Below are 23,932 nucleotides of genomic sequence, written 5' to 3'. Positions count from 1 at the left end.
CCCCATCCTGACGCACAGGGCCCCGCCGCGTTCAACGTACTGCGGTGCGAGTCGTGGGGTCATCAGAGTCGGGTGCGCTTCATCCGGGTGAACTCTGCGCGTCCCCGTGTGGACTTCAGATCAGTGCGGCGATCGCCTTCTCGAGTTGGAGGGCGCCGATCACGAGAAGCAGCGCCGCGTTGAGCACGTGTGTGTTGCCGGCGATCCAGGAGCGCATGCGGTCGAGCACGGGCTGGGCGCGCGCACCACGGACGAGGACGAAGAACACCGGCAGAGCGATCGGCAGGGTGCCGAGCACGACGAACGCGGCGGCTACAGCGGTTGCGGCACCGGGCGCGACGCCGGACTGCGTGATGTCCAGCGCGGCGAGGATGGCGCATGACGCATCCACGGGGTTGAGCACGAACAGACCGAGGCCGAGCAGGAAGGTGCGCCCCGGCCGGAACGACTCGACGGAATGCAGCCAGCCGGGCAGCTGGGGAGAAGCGTCCACCACGTCGCGAGGAGTAGCGGCTGTCGCCATCTGCTCGATACGGGCACGCCCCTTCCGGTAGACCCAGACAGCCGCCGACACGAGGAAGCCACCGATCAGCAGGCGGACCACCGGCACCCACAGGGGTGGCTCGTTGTGCTCGTGCACCGCGAGCATCGGGAAGAGCCAGAGACCGATCGTCATGATGCCTGCGAGGCCCAGGAACCAGCCGAGCAGATAGGCGATCCCGTTCGTCCTCGCGTTGCGGGACAGCAGCACGGCGACGAGGGCCATGATGGCGAGGGGGCTGAGCACGACGCCGAGGGCGACGGGCACGAGGTCCAGGATCAACTCGCCCACGTCATCCCTCCTCCCACAACCCCGCGGCCGTGCCTCAGAAGCTGCCGATGCCCTTGCCGGTCATCGAGATGCCGATGACCAGCAGCAGAACCGCCATGATGACGGCATTCTCCGCCGCCAGCCAACCGCGGAGAGCATCCAGGGGCGCTCGGAGCCGATCGGCGGCGACGAGGTAGCCGATGACCGGGACGAGCACGGTCGAGGCGGCGATGACCGTGTACACGGCGATCACCACGACGATCGACCCCACGGGAAGCACCGCGCCACCGATGTCCGTGCCGGCGCCGGCGGCCATGATGAGGTTCTTGGGATTCACCGCCGACAGCAGGAAGCCGAGCCCGAACGCGAACGGGAAGGTGATCGTGTCGATCGCCTTCATCCACTTCGGCAGTGCGGCCTCCTCGCCAGGCCGGGGGCGTTTGCGCCACTGCCCGAAAGCCAGCAGGAAGAGCAGAGCCCCCAGAACGAGCTGCACCGCGCCGCGGATCGGATGCGACGCGTCGCTGTCATCTTCCGGCAGGAGCGAGGACACCAGCGTGAAGACCGTCACCGCGACGACGATCCCCAGCACCCAGCCGAAGAGGAAGCCGACGCTGGTCACCCTCGCCTTGGGCGAGAGCAGCATGAGGATTGCGGCGATGATCGGAATCGGACTGATCGCCACGCCGAGCGCGAGCGGGAGGATGTCTCCGATGACGCTACCCATCAGGGGCCTTTCTCGAGGGGAGCTCGTCCTGCTTCCGGAGCGGCGAGCATCGCGATCGCCTCGCGGTTGGTCGCGTAGACGTGTTCCGAAGCCAGGAGATCGAGGGCCTTCAGCCGGTGCACGGTGTTGGGGCGCACTCGGCTGAAGGACAGGGAGACGGAGCGGTCGGCGAGCCATTCCTTGAGGGAGGCGAACGATTCGGCGCCGGTGACATCGACGTCGGTCACCGCCTCCATATCGACCACCAGGTGACGGACCTCGTTCTCTCCGGCGGCGCGGACGGCGGTCTTCACCGCAGAGGAGAACACCGCCCCGTTCGCGAAGAACAGGGGCGCGGCGAGTCGGACGACCACGATCCCCGGAGCGGTCATGGTCCCGGCCGGCGCATCCTCCAGGAGGGACTCACCCGGGTCGCCGGTGGACTCGAGGACGTCGATGGCCGGATTGGCCGCGCGCTTGGCCAGGTTTATCAGCGCGAGGACGAATGCGACGAGGATCCCGGGGATCGAACCGATGAACAGGGTGACCAGGAAGCAGGTCGCGCCGATCAGGAACTCGAACCGGTCTTTGCGCCACAGATCGATGAACTCGCGGATGCCGAGCAGGGGGATGATCGCGACGCCGACGATCGCTCCGATCGCCGGGGAGGGGATATCGGCCAGCAGCGCGGTGCCGAACAGCAGCAGCAGGAGCGTGCCTGCAGCGAGGATCAGCGCGGGGAACTGCGTACGAGAACCCGCCTGATCCATGGCGGCGGTGCGGGACGTCGATGAGCCGACGGAGAAGCTGCCCTGAGCGCCTGCGGCGATGTTCGCCGCGCCGAACGCCAGGAGATCGCGGTTCGCGTGGAACGGGTAGCCGTGCTTCTCGGAATACGACCTCGACACCAGAAGCCCCTCGGCCGTGGTGACCAGTGTCAGCGCGATCGCCGATGGGACCAGCATGAGCCACAGCGACCAGTCGATCACGGGCCACGTGAGCACGGGCGCACCGGCGGGGACCTCACCCAGGACGTCGACTCCTCGCTGGTCGAGCCCGGTCAGGACCACGACGACGGTCGTCGCCACCAGGACGATCAGAGCCCACGGGACGGCACGGAGGAACCTGCGGCCGAGCAGCAGCACGGCGACGGAGCAGACCGAGATCAGCACCGCCCATCCGTTGAGCGTCGGGAGCCCGCCGATCAGATCAGCGACCTTCCCGGTGAAGTCCTTCCCGGAGTCGATGCTGACGCCGAGCATCTTCGCGAGCTGGCTCACCATGATGTCGAGGGCGAGACCGCCGACGAAGCCGATGAGGATCGGCTTGGAGAGGAAGTTGGCGAGGAACCCGAGCTTGAAGACCGCGAGCAACGCGAACATGATGCCGCAGATGATGGCCTGGGCGAGCGCGAGCGTCGCGTAGTCCGCGCTTCCGGCGGCCGCGAGCCCGCCGATCGAGGAGGCGACGAGTGCTGCGGCTGCGGCATCGGGTGAGGCGACCAGCTGCCGGGAGGACACCACGAGGGCGTAGACGACCGTGGGGACGATGAGTGCGTACAGCCCGGCGGTGGGCGGCAGGCCCGCGATCTGCGCGTACCCGATGTTGAGGGGGATGGCGATCGCGAGCAGAGTGACGCCAGCGGTCAGCTCGGTGACGAAGTTGCGTCTGGTCAGTCCTGCGAGTGGACGTTGCACATCGCCTCCATTCGCCGGCGCCCCTGGTCGAGCGCTCCCGCGTCCACGATCCCACCGGAGGGGCCGCCGGACCACGGATCGACCGCAACTCACCCCTGGTGATTTACAGCCGGAGCGTCCTGCGCCGCCCGCTCAGCGGCGACGAGGTATGCGCCGCCGTCGGCCTCGCCGTGTCGCCGCCGGGGCGGGCTCCGGCTCCGGTGTCGGCGGGACCGCGGTGCGGTCGCCCGAGAGCCACCGCACCCAGAGCGTGTCGGGATCGCCCTCGAAGACGAGCGTGCGTGCGAGGAGCGTGAGCGGGATCGAGAGGATCGCACCGAGCGGGCCGATGATGAAGGTCCAGAAGATCACGGAGAAGAAGCTCAGGGTCAAGCTGAGATCGACGGCGTCGCTGACGAACTTCGGCTGCACGAGAACCTGGAGCACCACGTTCACGACGCAGTAGACCGCGACCACACCGATGAGCAGAGGCCACCCTCCGACGACGAAGGCCAGGATCGCGGGCGGGACGAGCCCGAGCACGAAGCCGATGTTCGGGATGAAGTTCGTGACGAACGCGAGGATCGCCCAGACCACGGGTGCGGGGACGCCCATCCACCACAGCGCGAGACCGTCGATGACAGCGACGATCGCGCCGAAAGTCGCGTTGACGATGTAGTAGCGGCGCACACCGGTGTTGAGCCGAGTGATCCGGGCGATGACCGCGGCCTTGGATGCCCCGAACACCGACGGAGCGTCCCGATAGCGGGCCGCGTCGACCGCCATGAAGATGATGTAGGCGCAGACGAAGAACAGTGCGGTCGCGACGCCGATCACAGTCCCGCCGATGCTGCGTGCGAGTCCCAGAAGCGTCGTCGGATCGAGGACCGAAGCCGCGGCGGCCGACGCCTCCTCGTCCAGGCCGAGGGACTGCAGCCACCCGACGAGATCATCGACGGTCTTCGCCAGTCCGCCTTCCGAGACGAGGTCGGCGATGAGCCGCGCGAACTGCGTGCCGGCCAGCCAGAGCAGAGCGCCCATGACCAGGAGGATCAGGTAGGCGACGACGATCACCACGGTCGTGCTGCCCCACTGCGGCCACCCGCGCCGTTCGAGCGGTCGACGCAGAGGATCGCAGATCACCACGATCACGATCGCGAGCGCGACGGGTCCGAGGAGATCGCGCGCGAAGTAGACGCCGGCGAGGGTCACTGCGCTCGCCGCGAGAAGGAGCAGCACCCGCAGACTGGGGGAGATCCGGTCGGGGGAGCGCTCCGGCGCAGGCGAGGTGGTCACGCCGAAAGCGTAGTCGACGGGTCAGAAGGGCTCGGGAGCGACCAGCGGCGGCACGTCATGATGTCCCGAGACGACGGCTCGCAGACCCGCCGCTTCCAATGCCGCTGCCACGTCGTGGATCGTCGCTGACACCACGGACGTGCCATGGAGCGGGTGATGCCAGATGCGGAGCGCGAGCATCCACCGGGCCGGGGAGACCGATGTGAAGATCACGCCCGGATGTTCGCGGGTGTGCACTCCTTCGACCTCGCTCGCGGCGCGGGAGATGATCGACACGACGTCATGAGCATCGATCCCGTCCGCCCGTTCGACCCGGATGTCGAGGGTGCTGCGCCGCGCACCGTGGCGAGAGTCGTTGACCAGGACCCCGGTGAGGAGGGCGGCGTTCGGTACGTGCACGGTCCGACCGTCGACGGTCGAGAGGATGACCGACCGGCCGTTGAGCTCCTGCACGACTCCTCGCAGCTTGCCGTCGGGCCCTTCGACCTCTATCTCCTCCCCGATCTTCACGGACTGGCGGGATTGGATCAGCACCCCGGCCGCGAAGTTGTCCGCGACGCCGCGGAGCACGAGGACCAGAACGACGACCGCGATCGCGGTCATCGCCAGGAGCGGTTGGACATTCGCGCCGAGGAAGGCCAGCCCGACCCCGATCCCGATCAGTAGCAGCGAGTACTGGGCGAACCGTGCCGCCAGCTGGGCGACGGAGTCGGAGATACCCGGTGCGCGCTTCGTGATCTTGAGCACGCCCTTGCGTGCGAAACGGGAGAGCAGCCAACCGACGAGGACCGAGAGCACCGCGAGCACGATCTGCCACGGCGAGAGGCCGTCCGGGAAGAGCGCGTCCAGACTCACGGGCGGCGACCGCTCGCTCGCAGGTTCATCCGCATCATCCGACCAGCATGCGACGCGCGCGCTCGCCGGAGACGGACCACTCATCCTGCCAGGGTGAGAAGCCGGACCGCGAGATCGCGTCCGACGGCCACTATGGCCGGATGGACGACCGGCCTGCTTCCGCGCGCACCCGTCGATACGGCGTGATCGAGATCAGTACCGTGCTGCTCCTCTCGCTCACCGCTGTGCTGACCGCCTGGTGCGGCTTCGAGGCATCGAAGTGGGGCGGTGAGATGTCGATCGCGTTCAGCCAAGCATCCAGTGCGAGGGTTCAGGCGGCCTCGGCTCAGGCCACGGCACAGGCGGCTCGACAGTACGACCTGACGATCTACACCCAATGGGTCCTCGCCGAGGACGACGGCCGTGACGAGCTCAGGGCCTTCATCGAGGACCGGTTCACGGCGGAGTTCGCCGTCGCCTTCGAGGCCTGGAACGCCGAGGGGCGCGTCGCGGCCGGGCCGTTCGCCATGGCGGAGTACGTGGCCCCTGGCGAGAAGGAGGCGGAGAAGCTGAACGCCCGCGCCGATGCGAAGTTCGACGAAGCCCTGCGTAACAATCAGCGGGGTGACGACTACTCCCTGCTGACCGTGCTGTTCGCTCTCGTCCTGTTCTTCGCAGCCCTCTCGCAGAACCAGCGAGCGCCGTGGAGACGCACGGTCTTCCTGACCCTGAGCGGGGTGCTCGTCATCGCCGGCGTGATCGTGCTGGCCACGTACCCGATCAAGATCTGACGCCCGCGGTATCGCCTGCGGGAGATGAAGGAGGGTCGCTGACGGGCGAGTGCGCTCGGAGACTGTGATCATGTCGTCGACGCCCCCATCACCGGACCTCCTCACGGCAGCACGATCGCGGGGATCGACGCGGGAGCGATCTCGAGAGGTCATCGGTCTCCAGATCTCGATCTTCGCCTTCATCGTGACGGCGCTGGTCGCCCTCGTGGTGTTCCGGCTGCAGGAGGCGCCCATCTCCGGTCCCGGATCGCTGGGGCAGTTCGCGGCGCTGGCATCAGCCGTCACCGCGATCGTCTTCTTCGTGGTGGGGCGGATCATCGCCGCCGACCCCGCCGCACGACGCAAGCGTCTCGGCGCGCTCGATATCGTCGACATCGCGGCGTTCGCGTTCGCGCACGCCGTGATCGCGCTGCTCGGATGGACGCTCGGCGCCGTCGTCATCGAATCCGCCTTCATCGGAGCAGTCGTCTTCCCGTTACCCGTGCTGATGCTCTCCGGGGCGGCGTCGGGACTCACCGCCTACGTGACGTACTACTCCGCGACGCATCTCGACCTCCAGCTGCTGGCCACGATCCTCGCGGTGTTCCTGGTGCTGGGCATCCTGTCGAGCATGTTGACGGCGAGTGATCCGCAATGGTGGAAGGAGAATCTCAGCGCTCTCGGCATGACGGACGATCTGTCGGCGCGCGCGTTCAACCTGACGCTGATCGTCGCCGGGGTACTCGTCACGACACTGGCGAGGTACGCCACCAAGGGCATTCCCACGACGCACCCCCGTGGGGTCATCGTGGTGCGCACCTGCCTCATCGTCGTCGGCATCTTCCTCGGTCTGGTCGGCGTCTTCCCGGTGGACGAACACTTCGCGCTTCACACCGGGGTGGCGTCGGGGATGGTCGTGGCCTTCGCCGTCGTCGTCATCGGTCTTCGGCGGTGGGTCCCGGATGTCTCGCGCACGTTCCTCCTGCTGGGGTACGCGTTCATCCTTCTGATCGTGATGTTGTCAGTGTTCTTCGCCACCGGCTACTACACCCTCACGGCCGTCGAACTGGTGGCAGGCACCGTCGTCTTCACCTGGATCATCCTCTTCATCCGCACGGCGGATGCGCTCAGACGCGATGCCGCAGAGGTGCCGTCGCAGTGAAGATCACCCGGGGGATGACCTTGAAGCGGCTTTCGTCGCGCGACTAGCTTGGTGCCATGCCGCACCCCGTACGCTCGACGAGGCAGGGACCCACTGTGCGATTCCGGCCGCCGGCTCCGCAGCCGGGCGCCATCCGTCGCCGGCAGGTGAGTGCGGCGCTCACGGAGGCCGCGGGCGATGCCTTGACGGTGGTCAGCGCCCCGAGCGGATTCGGGAAGACGACTGCAGTGGCGGATTGGGCTTCGAGCCTCGAACACGTCGGGTGGCTGGGGCTGAGCACGTTCGATTCCGATCCGTCGCGGTTGACTCAGGGCGTGGTCAATGCGTTGCTCGTCGGTACCGCACGCTCGGGGCACCGCATCGATCTCGACCGCGACATGGATGACCCGTATCAGGCGTATCAGGAGATCTGCCGGGCTCTGGAAGGTCTGCCTGGTCGAATGCACCTGATCGTGGACGATGCGCACCGGGCAGGGGAGACCTGGCGTATGGGAATCCTGGGAATGCTCGCCGAGCAGGCGCCGGACAACCTCAGCGTGGTGTTGGTCGGCACGACGCTGCTCGAGGTCACGCTTTCTCGGCATCGGCTGACGCACCCCGAGTGCTTCATCGGAGCCGACGTGCTCAGCTTCAGCGGCGCGGAAGTGGAGGAGCTGCTCGACCGGGAGGGTCGTGGCCTCACTGCCGAGACCGTCTTCCGCGAGACCCAGGGCTGGCCCATCGCGGTGCGGCTGATGATGATCGGCGGAGCGGAGCCGGACGCTCGCGCACGGAGCGCCTCGAGCTTTCTCGGAAGCTACGTGAGGGAGCACGTGCTCGGAGCTCTGCCGCCCGGTGTCGCCGACTTCGTCCTGGAGGCAAGCGTGTGCAGCGAACTGACCCCCGAGCTCGCATCCGCGGTGACCTGTCGCATCGATGCGCTCGAAATGCTCGAGACCTGCGTGCGGCTCGGCCTCTTCCTCGACAGGTTCGAGGAACCCCACGGCGTCGTCTATCGCTGGCACGCATCCTTCGCGCGACGGTGCGCCGAGATCCTGGCCATGGACCGAGCGCGCGCCGACGCATGCCACCGTCGTGCAGCCGTCGCTCTGGAAGGCACGGATCCGACCGCCTCGATCGCGCACTGGCTGCTCGCGGGGGCCCTCGATGAGGCGAGGGAGACTCTGCTTCGCCACTGGCTCGGGCTCGTCGTCGGCTCCGGGGCGGACGAGGTCGAACGCACGACCATGGAGATGCTGCGACGCGCTCCCGACGATGCGCAGGTGCTCCTGGTGCGTGCGTGCGCGAGCGACGTTCTCGGGGCCATCGCGTGGCCAGGGAGCTGTTCCGTCGAGCTGAGTCCGCATTGGCGGTGGGAGGCGAAGAGAACGAGCCCGCGGTTTTGCAGATCGCGCGTCTGTTCATCGCAGACGCGCGTGCAGAGGTGGCGGAGGCGAGCGCGAAGGTGCGGCAGATGCTGCTCGAAGCGGATTCGACGGATCTCGGCGACCGCGCCGCGCTCAACTATCTGCTCGGGTGGACGGAGATCCGTCATCGCGGGAACCCGCTGGTCCCGTTGGAGTACTTCTCCGCGGCGGCACGGGAAGCGCAGAGCTCGGGGGACCGGGAACTGGCGAAGCGTTCGCTCGGGCACCTCGCCTTCGGGCAGACCTGGGCCGGTCGCTTCGTCGCTGCCCAGCAGACCCTCCGAGCAGTCGAGTTCGTCGATGACGTCGGCCTTCCGTGGAGCACCTACGCGGGAGGAAGCGCTGCCGCTGCGGCCGGGTACGTCTCGTACTGGGCGGGCGAGCTCGATGATGCGATCCACGAGTTCAGCGCCGTGGTCGACAACGGCAGCTCGGACCGCTCCTTCACGAGCGTGGCGCGCATGATGATCGCCTACGCGGCGGCCGAGAGCGGCGATGTCGCCGCCTGTCGCCGTGCGGCCATCGGTATCCAGGACATCCCGCTGGACGTGGTGCACGGCATCTCCTGGCCGGCCTTTCGCGAGTCGTCGGTCGCGTTGCTCGAAGAAGCCGTCGGACGGCAGGACCGCGCCATGCGGATCGCGAGGAGGTACATCCACTGCCCGGATCTGCCGGTCGTGAACGTCGCCCTCTCCGGTGTGCTCAGACGAGCGGGGGACTACGTCGCCGCGCTGGAGATGCTGAGGTCCCTCCGTGCCTTCGGGGAGGTCTCGTACGTGAAGTCGGCGACACTGCTCACCGCAGCTCTGCTCCGGCGTCATGCCGGGCACCACGATGAAGCTCAGGAGCTGTGCGAGGCTGCTGTCGCGGTCGCCGCGGCGGAGAACATCCGCGTCTCCTTCGGCCCGCGGGAGACAGCGGTGCGCAAACTGCTCGCGGAGCACGTGCATTTCGGCACGCAGTTCGAGGATTTCATCGGCAGAGCCCTTGCGAGGGACACCGCCGGGTCGCTGGTGGATGCGCTCTCCGACCGGGAGCGGGACGTGTTCCGACAGCTGCAGACCGCGCGCACGCTGCAGGAGATCGCTCGCGAACTCGCCGTGTCGATCAATACGGTGAAGACGCACCAGCGCGCGATCTATCGCAAGCTCGGAGTATCGTCGCGTCGAGAGGCCGTTCGCACGACCGTCTGATCCGCCGCCTGGAGGGCTCCGAGGTCACTGATCCTGCAGGGCTGACGCAAGAACGGCATTCGCGACGGATGCGGGAATCGGCTGCTTCGCGAGTACCGGATCAGTCCGGCGGTCGACATCGCGGGCGAAGCTCTCCACCCAGATGGGCTCCACGAGGATCAGCGCAGCGAGGGAATCCAACGGGAGCTCGGACGCGAAGTGCCCGACGTCGTCCTCGCAGATGAGTCCTGGGGTACCGAGTGCGAGACCCGCGAGCGAGAAGTCATCGCGGTCGACCTCGGTGAGGCGATAGTGCTCGTGATCGAGCCTGCGCACCACGAGGAAGTCGAGCAGACGGATCGTCCCGCTCTCCACCTGACGCAGGAGCGCCCCGAGGATGGTGGAGCCGAGGCGGTCGTCGTCCAGGCGCACCACGACGAACTCCACGTCGCCGAGCGCCTGGAGCTCTGTCATATCGACCGCCTCAGCCATGGCGTCAGCTCAGCGCGCGGGCTTTGATGGCCGCGAACTCGTCGGGCGTGATCGTGCCGGCGGCGAGCAGCTTGGACGCCTTGTCGATCTCGTCGCTGGGACTGGAGCCGGCGACACTGCGGATGTACGAATCCGCCGCGTGCTGCTGTTCGCGGTACGCCGACGCGCTCCGTTCGCCCATGCCCCTGCCGCGCGCGATCAGGTAGATGAGCGCCGTGAGGAACGGGACGAAGATCAGGAAGATGATCCAGAGGGCCTTCCACCAGCCGTTGAGGGTGTGATCCCGGAACAGGTCGGCGACGATGTTGAAGAGCACCATCAGGTAGGAGACGAACACGAAGACCCAGAAGAACCACCAGATGATGTCCCAGAAGCTTTCCCAAATGGACACGTCGCACCTCTTTCGTTGAGTTGTTGCTTACGGCGATGGTGACAGGGGGAGTCACAGTGCGGGAAGGCCGCTCACCCGGTGCGGGCGACCCCGCGCCGAACGCCGTCATCAGGAACGGGTGAGCATTCTGACCGGGGGTTCTCCGGGGCACGTAACGTGCGGTCCGTGAACGACGAACCGTCCGCTCGGCCCTCGGAGCGAAGCCGCAGACCCCGAAGCTCGCGGCTCCAGCGTGTCCTCCCGGCCAAGCCCTTGCTCTCCGGGTTCTCGGTCGCGATCGGTGTGCTCCTCGCGATCGCCCTCGCGGCCACGATCGCCGGCATATCGACAGTGCTCATCTCGGTCTTCCTCGGGATCTTCCTCGCCCTGGGACTCGATCCGGCGGTCAGAGCCTTCGAACGACGTGGAATGAGCAGGGCGATGGGCGTCACGATCGTGGCGGTGGTGTTCCTGGTCGTCGTCGCGGTGATCCTCCTGGTCCTGATACCTGCGACCGTCCGACAGGTCGCTGCCGCTGTGGATGCCGCGCCGGAGACCATCGCCGCCGTGCAGCAGAGCGACTGGTACCGGGCGCTCGAAGCGAACCTCGGTGTCGATCTCTCCGTCGTCATCGCCGAGGGACTCCGCTCCCTGACGACCCTCTCTTCGTTCCTGGCCATCTCCGGCGGGGTGCTGAAGGCGGGATTCGGGGTCATCGGAGCCATCTCGAGCTTCGTCATCGTCGTGGTGCTCACCCTGTACTTCCTCTCCTCGCTCCAGAGCATCAAGGCGTCGATCGCGAGCCTCATCCCGTTGTACCGGCGGAGCAGGTTCGTCGCACTGCTCGACGAGATCATGCAGTCGGTCGGTGGCGTCGTGGCCGGCGGAGTGACGCTCTCCGCCATCAACGCGGCGGTGGTCCTGCTGATCCAGCTCGCCGTCGGCTCGTCGATTCCCGCCGTCATGGCGATCGTCGCGTTCTTCGTGACGCTCGTTCCCATGATCGGCTCATTGGTGTTCCTGGTCATCGGTGGCATCGCGACGCTCCTCGTGAGCCCCACAGCCGCGCTGATCTTCGTGATCGCCTACCTCGTGTACATCCAGGTCGAGGCGTACCTGGTCACACCGCGGATCATGGGCAGGGCCGCCGCCGTCCCCGGTGTGCTCGTCATCATCGGCGCGATGATCGGTGCGACGCTGCTCGGTCTGCTCGGCGCGCTGGTCGCGATCCCCTTGACCGCTTCGATCCTGATCGTCGTTCGACAGGTCTGGATCCCGCGTCAGAATCGCCGGACCCGGCCACCCGGCGATGACGAGCTCATCCTCGAGGGGTGAGTGCCAGGCTGTGGCCGGCGAGGACGATGCGACGATGGGTCGCAGTCGCGGTCGGTGTGCGCCGTGAGAAGGGACCATCGATATGAATGACTTCCGCTTCGGTCCGGCCGAGTTCTACCTCGTCGGCTTCGAGGGGACGCGTCCGGATCCGGCGACGTTCCGTGCATTGACAGACCTCGTCGAGAGCGGGGTCGTGCGGCTGCTCGACTTCGTCGTACTCGCGAAGTCGGAGACGGGGAAGGTCGAGATCGTCGAGCTCGAGGATGATGACGGCTCGCTCGGTCTGGATGATTTCGAGCCGATCGCCGCGGGGTTGGCAGGTGAGGAGGACGCCGAGTCGCTGGCCGCGTCGCTCGCGCCCGGCCAGTCGGCCGCGCTCGTCGTGCTGGAGCTCACCTTCGCCCGCGCGCTGGCGCAGAATCTCGCTGCCGCCGGCGGGCAGGTGTTGCGCACGGAGCGGGTACCGGCCCCCGTCGTGAACGCCATGATGGACATCCTCGATCAGGAAGGTGAATGACATGCCCTTGAGAAGATTCGGCCGCCCAGGACTCATCGGTCTCGCTGCCAGGACAGCGGTCGTCGCAGGCACAGCGTCCGCGGTCGGGGGTGCGATGTCACGGCACCAGGAGCAGCGTGCACAGGGGGAGTACGAAAAGCAGCAGTACGAGGCCGCGCAGCAGCAGGCACAGATCGACGCTGCCGCGCAGAACGCCGCCACGCAGTACTCCTCACCGCCGCCGGCAGCCCCCGCAGCGGGGAACGATCTGATCGCGAAGCTGCAGCAGCTCGCATCCCTGAAGGACTCCGGTGTGCTCTCGGAAGCCGAGTTCGCCGCAGCGAAGCAGAAGCTCCTGAGCTGACGAAGAGATCGCCCGCCGCCGGAACCACAGCAGAGACGAGAGCGCGAATGAGCGAACTGGACGATCTACGGGCACGAGTCGCCGTGCTGGAGCGGGAGAACGCCGAGCTCGCGAGGCCACGACGCCGTCCGGTGGCCAGGAGCATCGTCGCGGGAATCGTCCTGGCGGTGGCGGTGCTGATGGCGCCGATCGCTGCTATGGGGACGTGGGCGCGTCTGCAGCTCGTGGACGCCGATCGCTTCGTCGCGACGTTCGCACCTCTCGCAGCCGACCCCGATGTTCAGGACTTCGTCGCCGATCAGGTCAGCTCCGCCATCCAGGAGCAGGTGGACTTCGACGCCGTCGTCGGCGACGTGTTCGACGGGCTCCGTGAGCTCGATCTGCCACCGCGAGCCTCGTCGGCGCTCTCCCTGTTGGAAGCGCCGGCGGCCAGCGGACTGACCTCCCTCGTCGACGGTGTCATCCATGACGTCGTCGCCTCCGACCAATTCGCCGACATCTGGGCTCAGTCGCTCCGTTTCACCCATGAGCGCGCTGTCGCGATCATGCAGAACAGCCCAGGCACCGCGTTGCAACTCGCAGATGACGGTGTGCTCTCGGTAGATCTCGGTCTCGTCGTCGACCGGGTCAAGGACGCCTTGAAAGAACGCGGCGTCGGATTCGCCGACCTCATCCCCGCGATCGACAGATCGATTCCGATCGCTCAGGCCGACGCGCTGGTGCTGGTGCGCACCCTGTACCAGGTGGCCGTCGCCGCCGGCTTCTGGTTACCATGGGTCGTTCTCGGTCTCGTGGTCGTCGGCATCGCGGTGGCGCGCAACCGACTGCGGGCACTGTTCTGGACCAGTGCGGCGTTCGCTGCCGCATTCCTCCTCCTCGCAGGAGGGGTGGGCATCGGGCGCACGTTCTTCATCGGTGCCGTCAGCCCGTCGATCATGACCGCGGCGGCCGCGCAGTCGCTGTTCGATCAGGTGACGTCGCTGTTGAGCCCGACGATCGCCGCGCTGGCGATGGTCGGCGTGCTGATCGCTGTCTGGGCATGGGGTGCAGGCACGAGCCGTGCGGCCGTGGCCCTGCGGAGCGCACTCGACAGCGGGTTCTCCGCAACGCGCGGCACGTGGGAGCGTCGCGGATTGTCGACAGGTCGGCTCGGCCTCATGATCGAGCGGTTCCATGGACCCCTCCTGCTCGTGGGCATGGCGATCGCGGTGCTCGTCCTCGTCGTGACCAGACCGGTGACGTTCGGGACCGTGCTCGGCGTGACCGCCGGGCTCGTCGCCTTCGTGATCGTGATCGAGCTGCTCCGACGTCCGGAGCTTCCCTCCCCAGCGGTCGCGGGGGCGTCCGATGTCGACGGGACGAGTTCGGACCGTAGCGACACGGACACGGGCACAGACACAGACACAGACACAGACACAGAGGTGGAGGGTGGCGCCGCTGTGACGTCGCCGGCCTCGCATTCATGATCGAAGGAGCAGAGGATGTCGGAATTCAACGCGGACTTCGCCGGTCAGATCGAACTGGACGTGCGGGACTCGGTCCCGGACTGGTCACCCTACGAGCTGCGGAAGGCTCCCGATGGTGCACCAAACGTCCTCGTCGTGCTTTACGACGACACCGGACTCGCCTCCTGGTCGCCGTACGGTGGCCGCATCAGCATGCCGACGATGGACCGCCTGGCAAGGGACGGACTCACGTACACGCAGTGGCACACCACGGCGCTATGTTCGCCGACCCGATCGACCATGCTCACCGGGCGCAACCACCACGTGAACCGCGCCGGGGTCATCATGGAGGGCACCAACGGCTTCCCCGGGTTCGCGGGACGCCTGCCGAGGGAGTGCGCGACGATCGGCCAGATCCTGCAGCAGAACGGCTACTCGACCTTCTGGGTGGGCAAGGACCACAACGTCCCGGAAGAAGACAACGCCCCGGGCGGGGACCGCTCGATGTGGCCCCTGCAGCTCGGATTCGACCGGTTCTACGGATTCCTTGGCGGAGAGACCAACAACTGGTACCCGGACCTGGTCGAGGACAACCACTTCATCGAGGCGCCGGCCACACCGGAACAGGGTTACCACCTGTCGAAGGACCTCGCCGACCAGGCTCTGAAGATGATCCGCAACCAGCAGGCTTCGAACCCTTCCAAGCCCTGGTATCTCTGGTTCTGTCCCGGCGCGAACCACGCACCGCACCATGCGCCGGAGGAGTACATCGCCAAGTACAAAGGCCGGTTCGACGACGGCTACGACGCCTACCGGGAGTGGGCGCTCGATCGCATGATCAAGAAGGGGGTGTTGCCGGAGGGCACGGCGATGACCCCGCTCAACCCGCTTCCCGACGACGTGGCGAACCCCGCGGATCGCGTGCGCCCCTGGGACGAGCTCAACGACGACGAGAAGAGGCTGTTCGCCCGCTTCGCAGAGGTGTTCGCCGGATTCTCCGAGTACACGGATACGCAGGTGGGTCGCATCATCGACTACCTGGAGGAGACGGATCAGCTCGACAACACGCTGGTCTTCTACTGCGCCGACAACGGAGCTTCGGGGGAGGGATCTCCGGACGGCTCGGTGAATGAGAACAAGTTCTTCAACGGGTATCCCGACGACCTCGCGGAGAACCTCGCGATGATCGACCGCCTCGGATCCGCAGACACCTACAACCACTATCCGACCGGGTGGGCTGCCGCGTTCTCGACGCCGTTCCAGATGTTCAAGCGTTACTCGCAGTATGCAGGGGGAACGTGCGACCCGATGGTCATCCACTGGCCGAAGGGGATCAGCGCGAAGGGGGAGCTGCGTCATCAGTACCACCATTCCGTCGATGTGGTCGCCACCGTGCTCGACGTGATCGGGATCGAGATGCCGGAGACGTTCCGAGGGGTGCAGCAGCATCCACTCGACGGAGTGTCGATGAAGTACAGCTTCGACGCCGATCCGGACGCGCCCACGCAGAAGCGGACTCAGTACTACTCCATGCTCGGAACACGCGGCATCTGGAAGGACGGCTGGAAGGCGGCCGCCGTCCACGCGCCGCTCAGCGGCAAGGGGCACTTCGACGACGACGAGTGGGAGCTCTATCACGTCGATTCGGACCGTTCGGAGTCGCAGGATCTCGCGGCCGAGCATCCCGAGAAGCTGCAGGAACTCATCGCCGCGTGGTTCGACGAGGCGAAGGCGAATTTCGCGCTTCCCTTGGACGACCGCTCCGCGCGCGAGATGCTCAACGTCGAGCGCCCGCAGGCGGAACCGGCTCGAGAACGCTACGTGTACTACCCGGGGACCGATGCGGTGCCGGAGAGCGTCGCAGTCAACCTGCGCGGGCGGTCGTACAAGATCGTCGCCGACGTCGTGCTGGAAGAGGGCGCGGAAGGAGTGATCTTCGCGCACGGATCGAGATTCGGTGGTCACACCTTGTTCATCAAGGACAACCGTCTCTCGTACGTCTACAACTTCCTCGGCATCCCCCCAGAGCAGACGTTCACCTCCGCGGAGCTCACGCCCGGACCGCACACGCTGGGCGTGGACTTCACCCGCGAGAGCGCCGGCGAGCACGGTGAGTCGGTGGGGACAGCCACGCTCTACGTGGACGATGAGGCGGTCGCCTCCGGGCCGATGCGCGCGCAGGTCGGCAAGTTCACCCTGTGCGGGGACGGGCTCTGCGTGGGATGGGACAGCGCGGATCCGGTGAGTCGGCAGTACCGCAATCCGTTCCCGTTCACGGGCGGCAGGTTGATGGGTGTCGGCGTCGACGTCAGCACCGAGCAGTACCGCGATCTCGAACTCGAGGCCGCGGCCATGCTGTCTCGTGAGTGATCAGGGAGCCGCGGGGAACACCGTCGCCCAGTCGTCTTTCACACTGACCACCGTGTAGCCCTTGTCGTCGGCGCTCGCGAGGGCCTTCTCCGCGCCGGCGTCATAGGGGGTGTCACCGCGTGACGGGTCGTCGTGGTGGATCAGGATCGCGAATCCGGGGCGGGGCCCACGCCGGGCGAAGTCCATCATCGCGGTGTCGCCGTTCGAGTTGCCGCCGACGAACAGCGGGCGCCTGCCGATGCGCGTCCAGATGCGGACGGGTTTCTCCGGACCGTCGTCGAAGAAGGCGAGGGAGGAGGAATACCGCACCGTCGCGTCCGCATCGTCCCATGTCAGGCCGAAGGCCGATCCGACCACGCGCTCCGGAGGGATACCGTAGTTCGCCTGCGTCATGGGACGCATGAAGTCGCGCTCGCCGCCGGAGACGATGTAGCAGGTGAAGCCGTGGTGCTCCAGGTATCGGAGCAGCTCGACCATGGGCTGATAGACCGTCTGGGAATAGGGGCGCTTCAATGTCGGGTGCTGAGCGGTGCGATAGAACTCGGCCACCGAACGCGCGTATTCCTCGACGCTCATCCCGTGCGTGAGCCCGACGAGCGCCTGGATGATGATCGTCAGATCCGAGTCGTCGCCGCCGTAGTGCTTGTCGATCGCCGTGCCCAGCCAGCCGTAATCGCCACTCACGGCCGCGAGGTAGGGCTGGCGCTCGGCGAGTTCGGGTGTGCGCTCGGCGGCGGCTCGCCACTGCTCGACGACATAGTGCAGTTGGGTGATCATGGGTTTCTCGGGCCACAGCGTCCCGTCGTTGTCGAACACGGCGATCCGCTCCTCGACGGGGACTGCGTCCGGCCCCACGGTCACGGCGGCGACGAAATCCTCGATGTCCGTGCGGGTCGGAGTGTCGCGCCACGAAGGCAGGGAGGGGTGTCCGGTCATGTCAGATCCTCGCTTCTCGCCGAGTGTCGGCAGCGGGTCCAGGCTGTCATCCCGCCGCGTGACCGAGACGCTTCGATCACCCCCGACGGGCGATGCGCGCGATCGGCGAGACGAGGGCGCCCGGTTGACGGGAATACCCCTGGAGGGTATAGGGTTGGCGTGAAGGAGTACCCCACCCGGGTATGCGAGAACGAAAGAGGAACCGTCATGAGCACGAGCGAGTACCAGGTGAGCGGGATGAGCTGCGGCCACTGCGAGGTCGCTATCCGCAGCGAGGTCGGCCAGGTTCCCGGAGTCGACTCGATCGATGTCAGCGCACAGACCGGCAGGCTCGTCGTGACGAGCGCACACCCGCTCGACGATGCGGTGATCCTCGCAGCCGTCGACGAGGCCGGATACCAGGCGGTGCCGGCCTGATGAACACCGCTGGCCGTCTCGGCCTCTACGGCGCGGGACTCGTGATGGTGTTCGGCATCGCATTCGCCGCGGCGGGCGCCATCGTCCCGGACAGTGCGGTTGCGTCCTGGATGGGACGCGCGGGCGCCGGTCATGACGGGCCGTCCCCGCAAGGCGCAGAGCAGAACACTCAGAACGGGATGGACGAGGAGATCGACGTGAGTGGAGTGACCATCGCCGCATCGGGATACGCCATGGGCGTGGTCGAAGCGCCGGACGAAAGCGGAGTCGCGGGGGAGCTGTCCTTCGTGATCCGGGACGCCGCCGGCACCCCCGTCACCTCGTATGAGAACGCGCACGGCAAGCAGCTGCACCTGATCGTGGTGCGCAGTGACGGCAGCGGGTACCGCCATGTCCATCCCGAACGGGACGAACACACGGGCACGTGGTCGCTGCCGTGGACCTGGGATGCGGCGGGAACCTACCGCGTCTATGCGGACTTCACCGCGACGGGCGGGACGCCGGTGACACTTTCACGGACGGTGGGCGTCGCGGGCGTTTTCCAACCGCGTCCCCCGACCGGAACCGAGAGCCGCGTGGCCGTCGACGGCTTCGACGTGTCGATCACCGGCGCCCTCGTCGCCGGTGCTGCGAGCGAGCTGACCGTCGAGGTCAGCCGAGACGGCGTGCCCGTCACGACGCTCGAGCCCTACCTGGGCGCCTTCGGCCACCTCGTCGCGCTGCGGGAGGGAGACCTCGCCTACCTGCACGTCCACGCGCACGGCGATGAGCCGGCTCCCGGCGACGTCGCCGGCCCCGAGGTGGTCTTCACCGCCCAGACGCCCACCGCGGGACGATACCTGCTTTACCTCGACTTCCAGGTGGAGGGGACGGTGCACACCGCAGCGTTCGTGCTGGACGCGGAAGCTCCGGCCGACGGGTCGTCGACGGGCACGGGCGAAGACGAGCACGACGAGCACTGAAGCCGTCCACAAGAAGTGCGCTTCCCGCCGTCGTACGGGCAGCGCGAGGATCGAGGAGATCACCATGACGGACACGCAGTCCGCAGCCGCACCGACCAGCGTCGAGCTGGAGATCGGCGGCATGACCTGCGCATCGTGCGCGATGCGGATCGAGAAGAAGCTCAACCGGATCGACGGCATCACCGCGACCGTGAACTACGCGACGGAGAAGGCCAAGGTGACCGCACCGGAGGGATTCGATCCGGCGCTGCTCATCGCGGAGGTGGAGAAGACCGGCTACACCGCCGTTCTCCCCATGCCAGAAGCGAAGACGCCCGCCGGCGAGGTGACCGACGCGTCGGACGCGGAGTTGACCAGCCTCAGGCACCGGCTCGTCGCCTCGATCATCCTGACCGTGCCCGTCATCGCGATGGCGATGATCCCGGCGCTGCAGTTCACCTCCTGGCAGTGGCTCTCGCTGGCTCTGGCCGGACCCGTCATCGTGTGGGCGGCGTGGCCGTTCCACAAGGCGGCGTGGACGAACCTCCGGCACGGCGCTGCCACCATGGACACGCTGATCTCGATGGGAACGATCGCCGCACTGCTGTGGTCGCTGTACGCGTTGTTCTTCGGGACCGCGGGGGCACCCGGCATGACGCACCCGTTCGAACTGACCGTGGCACCCAGCGACGGTGCGGCGAACATCTACCTCGAGGTGGGCGCCGGGGTGACGATGTTCATCCTCGCCGGGCGCTACTTCGAGAAGAGGTCCAAGCGCCAGGCCGGGGCGGCACTGCGGGCGCTGCTCGAACTCGGCGCAAAAGAAGTCGCCGTGATCCGCGACGGCATCGAGACGCGGATCCCCACCGCCGACCTGAAGCCGGGAGATGAGTTCGTCGCGCGCCCAGGAGAGAAGATCGCCACCGACGGCATCATCGTGTCGGGGACCTCAGCGGTGGACGCCTCGATGCTCACCGGTGAATCGGTGCCGGTGGAGGTGGGCGAGGGGGATGCCGTGACCGGCGCGACCGTCAACGCGGGCGGTCGTCTGATCATCCGTGCCACGCGCGTCGGATCCGACACGCAGCTGGCGCAGATGGCGAAGCTGGTCGAGGACGCGCAGACCGGGAAGGCCGAGGTGCAGCGGCTCGCTGACCGTGTGTCGGGGATCTTCGTGCCCATCGTCATCGCGATCGCCCTCGCCACGCTCGGAGCCTGGCTCGGAGCCGGATTCCCGGCATCGGCCGCCTTCACCGCCGCTGTCGCCGTCCTCATCATCGCGTGCCCGTGTGCACTCGGTCTCGCGACGCCGACCGCGCTGCTGGTGGGAACGGGACGTGGCGCGCAGATGGGCATCCTGATCAAGGGTCCTGAGGTGCTCGAGTCGACCCGCAAGGTCGACACGGTGGTGCTCGACAAGACCGGGACCGTCACCAGCGGCAGGATGACACTCACCGCGGTGCACACCGCGGCGGGGGTCGACAGGCGGGAGCTGCTCCGCCTTGCGGGTGCGGTGGAGGATGCCTCGGAGCACCCGATCGCGCAGGCGGTGGCGAAGGCCGCGACCCAGGAGATCGGAGCGCTCCCCGCGGCGGAGGACTTCGTCAACGTCGAAGGCAAGGGCGTCCAGGGCGTCGTCGACGGACATGCCGTGCTGGTGGGCCGTGGATCGCTGCTGGCGGAGTGGTCGCAGCATCTGCCCGCCGACCTCGCTTCGGCGAAGGCGGAGGCGGAGAGTCAGGGCAAGACGGCCATCGCCGTGGGATGGGACGGGGAAGCCCGTGGTGTGCTCGTGGTGGCCGACACCGTGAAGCCGACCAGCGCGCAGGCCATCTCGCAGCTGAAGAGTCTGGGGCTGACGCCCATCCTTCTCACCGGCGACAACAGAGCGGTGGCCGAGCAGATCGCGGCGGAGGTCGGGATCGCCGAGGTGATCGCGGAAGTGCTGCCGAAGGACAAGGTCGACGTGGTCACCCGGCTCCAGCGCGAGGGCAAGGTCGTCGCGATGGTCGGCGACGGCGTCAACGATGCGGCCGCGCTCGCCCAGGCCGATCTGGGGCTGGCCATGGGCACGGGCACCGACGTCGCGATCGAGGCGAGCGACATCACGCTCGTCCGCGGCGATCTGCGCAGCGCCGCGGACGCGATCCGCCTCTCGAGACGGACGCTCGGCACGATCAAGGGCAACCTGTTCTGGGCCTTCGCCTACAACGTCGCGGCGATCCCGCTCGCGGCCCTCGGTCTGCTCAACCCCATGCTCGCCGGTGCGGCGATGGCGTTCTCCAGCGTCTTCGTCGTCGGCAACAGCCTCCGGCTGCGCTCCTTCCGGAGCCAGGCGGCGGATCCCTCTCCGGCACGGAGCGGTGCGGCGCAGGATCGCGCGGCATCGGTCTCCACGCCCGGAACCCGTTGATACCCCAGAGGAGAACGTCATGTCCGATTCCCCCGCAGCCTCCTGCTGCAGCGTGAACAGCACCACCGCCGTGTCCGCCGATGGACGCAAGGACCTGCTGGCGCCCGCAGCCGGGGACATGGCGGAGTGTCCGGTGATGGTCGGCAGTCCCGTCGTCATCGCGGATGCCGAGGCCGCCGGCCTGTTCCGCGACTACGAAGGCACGCGCTACTACTTCTGCTGCGCGGGGTGCGGACCGGCGTTCGACGCCGACCCGGCGAAGTACGCCGCCGCTGCCTGAACGTTTCACCCGTGCGGGGGCGCACACCCGTGGCCCCGCACGGCATCGATCTTCCGAGGAGGAGAGGGTGATGAGCACTCCGCACCACGACCACACCGCGCATGAGGCGCACGGTACCGCCCAGAGCGAGCCGGGAAGCCCCGACCGTCCGCAGGGCGCAGCTGCGCATGCGGGTCACGACTCCCATGCGGGTCACGACTCCCATGCGGGTCACGACTCCCATGCGGGTCACGGCGATCACGTGGCCCAGTTCCGGCGACTGTTCTGGATCATGCTGGCCCTCGCCGTCCCCACCGTCGTGCTCTCCAGCATGTTCGCGATGATCCTCGGTTACACCCTGCCCGACGTGCCGGGCCTGGCCTGGGTCTCACCCGTGCTGGGAACCGTGATGTACGTGTGGGGAGGCAAGCCCTTCCTCACGGGTGCCGTCAGCGAGATCCGTTCGCGCAAGCCCGGCATGATGCTGCTCATCGGGCTCGCGATCACTGTCGCATTCCTCGCGTCGTGGGGAGCGAGCCTCGGCGTCCTGCACCACGAGCTCGACTTCTGGTGGGAGCTCGCGCTCCTCATCGTGATCATGCTGCTCGGACACTGGATCGAGATGCGATCGCTCGCGCAGACGACCTCTGCTCTCGACTCGCTCGCGGCACTCCTGCCGGACGAGGCGGAGCGTGTGGAGGACGGGCAGGTCGTCGTGGTCTCACCAGTCGACCTCCGGGTCGGCGACATCGTGATCGTGCGGCCCGGCGGAAGCGTGCCGGCCGATGGGCGGATCGTCGACGGACGAGCGTCCATGGACGAATCGATGGTGACAGGCGAATCCCGCACGGTCACTCGCGGCAGTGGCGACCAGGTCACCGCCGGCACGGTCGCCACCGATTCGGGGCTGCGGGTGGAGATCACGGCGACCGGGGACGACACCACGCTGGCCGGCATCCAAAGACTCGTGACCGAGGCGCAGAGCTCGTCCTCGCGCGCTCAGCGCCTCGCGGACACGGCAGCGGGATGGCTGTTCTGGTTCGCGCTCGGATCCGCGGCGATCACCGCGATCGTCTGGACACTCGTCGGCTTCCCCGACGCCGCCGTGATCCGCACGATCACGGTGCTGGTCATCGCCTGCCCGCACGCCCTGGGCCTGGCGATCCCGCTCGTCGTGTCGATCGCGACCGAGCGGGCGGCTCGCGGTGGCGTCCTGGTCAAGGACAGGCTCGCGCTGGAGAGCATGCGCACCGTCGATACGGTCCTGTTCGACAAGACCGGGACACTCACCAAGGGCGAACCGACCGTGTCGGAGGTCTCGGTCTCCGGCGGGCATGACGCCGACCGGGTGCTGGCGCTCGCCGCCGCCGCCGAGGCCGACAGCGAGCACCCTCTGGCGAAGGCGATCGTGCGCGCCGCGGCCGAGAAGAGACTGTCCGTGCCGGCGAGTCGCGACTTCACGTCGTCGCCGGCGGTCGGCGTGACGGCGACCGTCGACGGGACGACGGTGCGCGTCGGCGGCCCGCACCTGCTGACGGAGGAGCGGTCCGACGAGCTTCCTGTCGCCGAGCAGTGGCGCGAGGACGGTGCGATCATCCTGCACGTGGTGCAGGACGGGCAGGTGATCGGGGCGCTGAAGCTCGCCGACGAGATCCGTCCGGAGTCGCGCGAAGCCGTCGATGCGCTGCATGCCCTCGGGGTGCAGGTGGTCATGATCACCGGCGATGCGGAAGCCGTCGCGCACACGGTCGCGGCAGATCTGGGCATCGACCGGTTCTTCGCGGGCGTACGCCCCGAGGACAAGGCCGCGAAGGTGCAGGAGCTGCAGCACGAAGGTCGCAAGGTCGCGATGGTCGGCGACGGCGTCAACGACGCACCCGCACTCGCGCAGGCCGACGTGGGTCTGGCCATCGGTGCCGGAACGGATGTCGCGATCGCGTCGGCGGGGGTCATCCTCGCCAGCGACGATCCGCGTTCCGTGCTCTCGGTCATCGAGCTCTCGCGCGCGGCCTACCGCAAGATGAAGCAGAACCTGTGGTGGGCCGCGGGCTACAACCTGCTGTCCGTCCCGTTGGCTGCGGGTGTGCTCGCGCCCATCGGCTTCGTGCTGCCGATGTCGGTCGGGGCGATCCTGATGTCGCTGTCGACGATCGTGGTCGCGCTCAACGCCCAGCTGCTGCGGAGGCTCGATCTGCGGCCCGAGGTGACGACCCGCGCGATCCTCGATCGCTGAGGCCGGGCGGACGCGAAGAAGGGCCCCG

At 67.6% G+C, this 23,932-nt stretch carries 21 protein-coding genes; 13 read left to right on the top strand and 8 right to left on the bottom strand.

Annotated elements, in window-relative coordinates; all coding sequences use genetic code 11:
- Window positions 1–115: 115 nt before the first annotated feature.
- The 5 genes from AAY78_RS00465 to AAY78_RS00445 all read right to left on the bottom strand — a co-directional run bounded on the left by AAY78_RS00465 (window position 116) and on the right by AAY78_RS00445 (window position 5,428).
- Window positions 116–832, bottom strand: coding sequence for a GAP family protein (locus tag AAY78_RS00465; protein WP_046746416.1), 717 nt, complete (start codon window positions 830–832; stop codon window positions 116–118).
- Between the two features lie 34 nt (window positions 833–866).
- A complete protein-coding gene (locus AAY78_RS00460) occupies window positions 867–1,538 on the bottom strand; it encodes a GAP family protein (RefSeq protein ID WP_046746415.1) in 672 nt (223 codons plus the stop codon).
- Window positions 1,538–3,214 carry a SulP family inorganic anion transporter gene (locus tag AAY78_RS00455; protein ID WP_046746414.1) on the bottom strand — a complete coding sequence of 559 codons (1,677 nt, stop codon included), beginning with the start codon at window positions 3,212–3,214 and terminating at the stop codon, window positions 1,538–1,540. Before AAY78_RS00455 ends, AAY78_RS00460 begins: the two co-directional genes overlap by 1 nt.
- A 132-nt stretch (window positions 3,215–3,346) precedes the next feature.
- The gene (locus tag AAY78_RS00450) at window positions 3,347–4,489 is read right to left on the bottom strand and encodes an AI-2E family transporter (protein ID WP_046746413.1); all 1,143 of its coding nucleotides are present in this window, start codon (window positions 4,487–4,489) and stop codon (window positions 3,347–3,349) included.
- A gap of 21 nt (window positions 4,490–4,510) precedes the next feature.
- Window positions 4,511–5,428: a mechanosensitive ion channel family protein gene (locus AAY78_RS00445; RefSeq protein WP_082108517.1), complete on the bottom strand. Its 918-nt coding sequence runs from the start codon at window positions 5,426–5,428 to the stop codon at window positions 4,511–4,513.
- A gap of 56 nt (window positions 5,429–5,484) precedes the next feature.
- Between AAY78_RS00445 and AAY78_RS00440 the strand changes: the two genes are divergently transcribed.
- The 3 genes from AAY78_RS00440 to AAY78_RS19985 all read left to right on the top strand — a co-directional run bounded on the left by AAY78_RS00440 (window position 5,485) and on the right by AAY78_RS19985 (window position 9,854).
- On the top strand, window positions 5,485–6,114 hold the full coding sequence (locus AAY78_RS00440) for a hypothetical protein (RefSeq protein WP_046746419.1): 630 nt from the start codon (window positions 5,485–5,487) through the stop codon (window positions 6,112–6,114).
- Window positions 6,115–6,184: 70 nt separating this feature from the next.
- Complete coding sequence (locus AAY78_RS00435; protein WP_156172574.1) at window positions 6,185–7,255, top strand: DUF998 domain-containing protein; 1,071 nt, start codon at window positions 6,185–6,187, stop codon at window positions 7,253–7,255.
- Window positions 7,256–8,564: 1,309 nt separating this feature from the next.
- Entirely contained in the window at window positions 8,565–9,854 is a 1,290-nt protein-coding gene (locus AAY78_RS19985) for a helix-turn-helix domain-containing protein (RefSeq protein WP_231589620.1), read from the top strand.
- Window positions 9,855–9,878: 24 nt separating this feature from the next.
- Here the strand turns inward: AAY78_RS19985 and AAY78_RS00425 are convergent, their stop codons facing one another.
- Both AAY78_RS00425 and AAY78_RS00420 read right to left on the bottom strand, forming a co-directional pair.
- Window positions 9,879–10,307 (bottom strand): DUF6325 family protein, encoded by a 429-nt coding sequence (locus AAY78_RS00425; RefSeq protein WP_156172573.1) that lies wholly within the window; start codon window positions 10,305–10,307, stop codon window positions 9,879–9,881.
- 22 nt (window positions 10,308–10,329) lie between these two features.
- Window positions 10,330–10,716 carry an SHOCT domain-containing protein gene (locus tag AAY78_RS00420; protein WP_046746410.1) on the bottom strand — a complete coding sequence of 129 codons (387 nt, stop codon included), beginning with the start codon at window positions 10,714–10,716 and terminating at the stop codon, window positions 10,330–10,332.
- 165 nt (window positions 10,717–10,881) lie between these two features.
- Between AAY78_RS00420 and AAY78_RS00415 the strand changes: the two genes are divergently transcribed.
- The 5 genes from AAY78_RS00415 to AAY78_RS00395 all read left to right on the top strand — a co-directional run bounded on the left by AAY78_RS00415 (window position 10,882) and on the right by AAY78_RS00395 (window position 16,705).
- Window positions 10,882–12,030, top strand: a complete 1,149-nt coding sequence (locus tag AAY78_RS00415; protein WP_197077648.1) for an AI-2E family transporter — start codon at window positions 10,882–10,884, stop codon at window positions 12,028–12,030.
- 82 nt (window positions 12,031–12,112) lie between these two features.
- Entirely contained in the window at window positions 12,113–12,547 is a 435-nt protein-coding gene (locus AAY78_RS00410; RefSeq protein WP_046746408.1) for a DUF6325 family protein, read from the top strand.
- A 1-nt stretch (window position 12,548) separates the two neighbouring features.
- Entirely contained in the window at window positions 12,549–12,890 is a 342-nt protein-coding gene (locus tag AAY78_RS00405; RefSeq protein ID WP_046746407.1) for an SHOCT domain-containing protein, read from the top strand.
- 47 nt (window positions 12,891–12,937) lie between these two features.
- Window positions 12,938–14,356, top strand: a complete 1,419-nt coding sequence (locus AAY78_RS00400) for a hypothetical protein (RefSeq protein ID WP_082108515.1) — start codon at window positions 12,938–12,940, stop codon at window positions 14,354–14,356.
- Window positions 14,357–14,371: 15 nt separating this feature from the next.
- On the top strand, window positions 14,372–16,705 hold the full coding sequence (locus AAY78_RS00395) for an arylsulfatase (RefSeq protein ID WP_046746406.1): 2,334 nt from the start codon (window positions 14,372–14,374) through the stop codon (window positions 16,703–16,705).
- On the opposite strand, the gene AAY78_RS00390 is transcribed toward AAY78_RS00395, so the two are convergent.
- Window positions 16,706–17,641, bottom strand: coding sequence for an HAD family hydrolase (locus AAY78_RS00390; protein ID WP_046746405.1), 936 nt, complete (start codon window positions 17,639–17,641; stop codon window positions 16,706–16,708).
- A gap of 207 nt (window positions 17,642–17,848) precedes the next feature.
- On the opposite strand from AAY78_RS00390, the gene AAY78_RS00385 reads away from it, so the two are divergent.
- From AAY78_RS00385 to AAY78_RS00365, 5 genes are all read left to right on the top strand, one after another.
- A complete protein-coding gene (locus tag AAY78_RS00385) occupies window positions 17,849–18,058 on the top strand; it encodes a heavy-metal-associated domain-containing protein (RefSeq protein WP_046746404.1) in 210 nt (69 codons plus the stop codon).
- Window positions 18,058–19,020 carry a hypothetical protein gene (locus tag AAY78_RS00380; RefSeq protein WP_046746403.1) on the top strand — a complete coding sequence of 321 codons (963 nt, stop codon included), beginning with the start codon at window positions 18,058–18,060 and terminating at the stop codon, window positions 19,018–19,020. Before AAY78_RS00385 ends, AAY78_RS00380 begins: the two co-directional genes overlap by 1 nt.
- A 64-nt stretch (window positions 19,021–19,084) precedes the next feature.
- Window positions 19,085–21,412: a heavy metal translocating P-type ATPase gene (locus tag AAY78_RS00375; RefSeq protein WP_046746402.1), complete on the top strand. Its 2,328-nt coding sequence runs from the start codon at window positions 19,085–19,087 to the stop codon at window positions 21,410–21,412.
- 19 nt (window positions 21,413–21,431) lie between these two features.
- Window positions 21,432–21,692: a YHS domain-containing protein gene (locus AAY78_RS00370; protein ID WP_046746401.1), complete on the top strand. Its 261-nt coding sequence runs from the start codon at window positions 21,432–21,434 to the stop codon at window positions 21,690–21,692.
- Between the two features lie 70 nt (window positions 21,693–21,762).
- Window positions 21,763–23,904: a heavy metal translocating P-type ATPase gene (locus tag AAY78_RS00365; protein WP_046746400.1), complete on the top strand. Its 2,142-nt coding sequence runs from the start codon at window positions 21,763–21,765 to the stop codon at window positions 23,902–23,904.
- Window positions 23,905–23,932: the final 28 nt, after the last annotated feature.

Origin of the sequence: Microbacterium sp. Ag1 (assembly GCF_001005635.1) — a bacterium.
Classification (GTDB): Bacteria; Actinomycetota; Actinomycetes; order Actinomycetales; family Microbacteriaceae; genus Microbacterium; species Microbacterium oxydans.
The sequence above is the reverse complement of the archived record's forward strand: the minus strand, read 5'-3'. Positions and strand labels throughout refer to the sequence as shown.

Coding starts and splice junctions, on each gene's coding strand:
- AAY78_RS00460 (WP_046746415.1), bottom strand. CDS start 1,538: ATGGGTAGCGTCATCGGAGACATCCTCCCGCTCGCGCTCGGCGTGGCG.
- AAY78_RS00445 (WP_082108517.1), bottom strand. CDS start 5,428: ATGAGTGGTCCGTCTCCGGCGAGCGCGCGCGTCGCATGCTGGTCGGAT.
- AAY78_RS00440 (WP_046746419.1), top strand. CDS start 5,485: ATGGACGACCGGCCTGCTTCCGCGCGCACCCGTCGATACGGCGTGATC.
- AAY78_RS00435 (WP_156172574.1), top strand. CDS start 6,185: ATGTCGTCGACGCCCCCATCACCGGACCTCCTCACGGCAGCACGATCG.
- AAY78_RS00425 (WP_156172573.1), bottom strand. CDS start 10,307: ATGACAGAGCTCCAGGCGCTCGGCGACGTGGAGTTCGTCGTGGTGCGC.
- AAY78_RS00410 (WP_046746408.1), top strand. CDS start 12,113: ATGAATGACTTCCGCTTCGGTCCGGCCGAGTTCTACCTCGTCGGCTTC.
- AAY78_RS00405 (WP_046746407.1), top strand. CDS start 12,549: ATGCCCTTGAGAAGATTCGGCCGCCCAGGACTCATCGGTCTCGCTGCC.
- AAY78_RS00400 (WP_082108515.1), top strand. CDS start 12,938: ATGAGCGAACTGGACGATCTACGGGCACGAGTCGCCGTGCTGGAGCGG.
- AAY78_RS00395 (WP_046746406.1), top strand. CDS start 14,372: ATGTCGGAATTCAACGCGGACTTCGCCGGTCAGATCGAACTGGACGTG.
- AAY78_RS00390 (WP_046746405.1), bottom strand. CDS start 17,641: ATGACCGGACACCCCTCCCTGCCTTCGTGGCGCGACACTCCGACCCGC.
- AAY78_RS00385 (WP_046746404.1), top strand. CDS start 17,849: ATGAGCACGAGCGAGTACCAGGTGAGCGGGATGAGCTGCGGCCACTGC.
- AAY78_RS00380 (WP_046746403.1), top strand. CDS start 18,058: ATGAACACCGCTGGCCGTCTCGGCCTCTACGGCGCGGGACTCGTGATG.
- AAY78_RS00375 (WP_046746402.1), top strand. CDS start 19,085: ATGACGGACACGCAGTCCGCAGCCGCACCGACCAGCGTCGAGCTGGAG.
- AAY78_RS00370 (WP_046746401.1), top strand. CDS start 21,432: ATGTCCGATTCCCCCGCAGCCTCCTGCTGCAGCGTGAACAGCACCACC.
- AAY78_RS00365 (WP_046746400.1), top strand. CDS start 21,763: ATGAGCACTCCGCACCACGACCACACCGCGCATGAGGCGCACGGTACC.